The 2,722-nt window shown below is 65.4% G+C and carries 3 protein-coding genes and 1 pseudogene; 1 reads left to right on the top strand and 3 read right to left on the bottom strand.

Features of this window, described 5'->3' with window-relative positions; genetic code table 11:
• Both Q0964_RS07460 and Q0964_RS07455 read right to left on the bottom strand, forming a co-directional pair.
• A partial coding sequence (locus Q0964_RS07460) for a DUF7526 family protein (RefSeq protein WP_299265488.1) occupies positions 1-270 on the bottom strand: 270 nt, incomplete at its 3' end.
• 123 nt (positions 271-393) lie between these two features.
• A complete protein-coding gene (locus tag Q0964_RS07455) occupies positions 394-1,065 on the bottom strand; it encodes a helix-turn-helix domain-containing protein (RefSeq protein WP_299265487.1) in 672 nt (223 codons plus the stop codon).
• A gap of 81 nt (positions 1,066-1,146) precedes the next feature.
• On the opposite strand from Q0964_RS07455, the gene Q0964_RS07450 reads away from it, so the two are divergent.
• On the top strand, positions 1,147-2,502 hold the full coding sequence (locus tag Q0964_RS07450) for a cytochrome P450 (RefSeq protein ID WP_299265485.1): 1,356 nt from the start codon (positions 1,147-1,149) through the stop codon (positions 2,500-2,502).
• Between the two features lie 13 nt (positions 2,503-2,515).
• On the opposite strand, the pseudogene Q0964_RS07445 reads toward Q0964_RS07450, so the two are convergent.
• Positions 2,516-2,722, bottom strand: a pseudogene (locus tag Q0964_RS07445) (sulfite oxidase); the annotation flags it as partial.

Raw genomic sequence — 2,722 nt, 5'->3', positions numbered from 1 at the left:
GTAGACGCTGTCGACAGTCGTGAACTCGACCGTCGCCGTGATTTCGGTCCCTTCCTCGATGTCGGCGTCCGCGACGAGTGTCACGGGCTCGATCGGGTCCCGTTTGAAAAAGGCGATAATCCGCTCGAAGAAAGAGGGCTTCCCACCCTCCCGACAGACGAGGAGATAGCGCGACTCGGCCAACTCCGCGACCGTCCCGTCGAGTTCGTAGTCGGCCTGCTCGTCGGGCCCGACGACGTGGATGACCTCGCCCGTTATTTCTCTGGGCATACCGGTCACTTGTCGTGGTGAGGGATGTGTGTTACTGCTGAGACCGACCGATAACGTACTCACGGCGACTGCCGAGAGCCACGCCGGGCTGGCTCCACGCGGCGGTGTGGTGGGACCACGTCGCTACGTCGACTCGGGTCGGTCCCCCAGCGCACCGTCGACCAGTTCCGCCTGTGCGTTCCGGAGCAGTTTCGAGGCCGCACTCTCCGAACAGCCCAGTCGGTCGGCGACTGTCGCGAGTGTCCCCTCTCTGGGCACCTCGAAGTAGCCGACCGCTCGGGCGACCTTGGTGGCCTCGTACTGACGGTCGGTCAGTCGACTCGCGAGCGTTCCCGGGCGGCGCCGGTGGTCGCTGACCCGCTCGACGGTCACGCCCACGTCGTCGGGGACCCGGTCGAGCAGTCCCGACAGGGCCTCATCTGCACCGAGTACGGTCACGTGGACCGTCTCGCGGTCGGTGTAGACCACCGGCGGGACAACCACCAGTCGGCGGTCGGCGAACGTCGCCATCAGCGTCGCGTCGGCCTCCCGCAGACTCATCTCGACGTACGCGTAGTAGCTGTCCTCGTCGATCGGTGTCAGTGATACCGACTCAACCGGGTCGATATCCTCGGCAGACTGGCGGGCGGTGTCGATGTCGCCCAGGACGATCGATAGGAACCCGACGACGCCAGCGTCGGGGTAGATATCCCACGAGATGACCTCCTCCCGGCGGACGGCGTCCGGGTCGGCATATTCGGGCACTGGAAGCTGCATCCACTCGGGAAGTGTGAGCGTCAAGTCCGTCGATTGCACACAGGGACTTCACAGCTTGACTTAAAGAAGTTAATTCTTTCAGGCAAGCACCCACGGGTGCCGGGGCTGAACTGTCGAGTGATGACAGACACACGGACAGATGGAACGGACTCGTTGCCGCCCGGGCCCAGTGGGCTCCCGCTGGTGGGATCGACGGTCGCGCTCCTCCGGGACCCGTGGGGATTCATGAACACCGCAATCGAGTACGGCGATGTCGTCAGCTACACCGCGTTCGGTAGACAGTTCGTCGCCGTCGGTGACCCGGACGTCGTCGAGCGGGTCCTCGTCGCCGAGAACGACGCGTTCGAAAAGGGTGGGTTCCAACAGGCGTTCGGGGAGCTTATCGCTCCCGAGGGCGTCGTGTTCACCGAGGGCGAGCGCTGGCGGCGCCAGCGGCAACTGCTCCAATCCGCGTTCACGCCACGGGAGATTCAGTCGTACGCGGACGAGATGGTCACAGAGACGGCGGCGCTGGCCGACACGTGGGCCGACGGCGACGTCATCGAACTCCGGGAGACCACGTCGACGCTGACACTTCGGATTCTCACGCGGACGCTGTTCGACTTGGACTTCGACGCCGAACGCGGCGCAATCGTCAGGGACGCCGTCCGCGCTCTCTCCGACTACATCGGGAACTACGCTACACTCATGCTCGTTCCCTCGTGGGTTCCGACGCCGAGCAAGCGGCGCTACGAACGGGCGATGGGTGAGCTAGACACCCTTGTCGACGAACTCGTCGCGGAGCGACGAAACGCGGCGGAGACGCCGACGGATCTCCTGTCGATGCTCGCCGCGGCGGAGTATCCCGACGGCGAACAGATGTCGCCCGGGGAAGTGCGAGACCAACTCGTCACCTTCCTGTTCGCCGGCCACGAGACGACCGCGACGGCGCTGACCTTCGCCGTGTGGTTACTCGCCGGCGACGACGAGGCTCAGGCGCGTCTCACGCGTGAAGCCGAGTCGGTCTGTGGCGAAAGCCTATCGTTCACCGACCTACCGGAGTTGGAGTTTACCGAAGCCGTCGCACGGGAGGCCCTACGGTTGTATCCACCGCTGACAGACCTCTTCCGCGAGCCCACAGAGGCGACGACGCTGGGTGGCTACCGTGTTCCGGCGGACGCGACAGTCCTCCTCTCTGCCTACCGCTGCCATCGCCACGAGGAGTACTGGGATACCCCGGAGACGTTTCGCCCGGAACGGTGGCTACCCGAGATACGTGGCGGGGATCAAGACCGGCCAGAGTACGCCTACTTCCCGTTCGGCGGCGGTCCACGCCACTGTCTCGGTATGCGGTTTGCGATGACCGAGCTTAAACTCACGCTCGCGACGCTCGCAGGGCGCCTGACGTTCGACCGTGTCACCGAGAAACTGGACCTCTCGCCGTTCGGCCTCACACTCGACCCGGGCCCGGTCGAAGTACACGTCCGGAAGCCGTGACCGGAGACGACGACTAGCTCTGGAACTCCTTCGAAACCCAGCCCGACGGCCCCGTCGGGTAGGGGCCGGTTTCCTCGTCGGTCTGGACTGTCCCGTCGCGGTCGATCATCCGGACGACGACCTCGTGGCTCTCGCCGGGCGGGTCGTAGCTGTACTGCCATTGTCGCCAGGCGTCCTCGGCGGTGCCGTCGCCCTCGGCGGCTGGGAGGGGCTCTGAGAG

Source organism: Halorientalis sp. (assembly GCF_028275115.1).
GTDB lineage: Archaea > Halobacteriota > Halobacteria > Halobacteriales > Haloarculaceae > Halorientalis.
This window is presented reverse-complemented; position numbering and strand designations above follow the sequence as displayed.

Coding starts and splice junctions, on each gene's coding strand:
- Q0964_RS07450 (WP_299265485.1), top strand. CDS start 1,147: ATGACAGACACACGGACAGATGGAACGGACTCGTTGCCGCCCGGGCCC.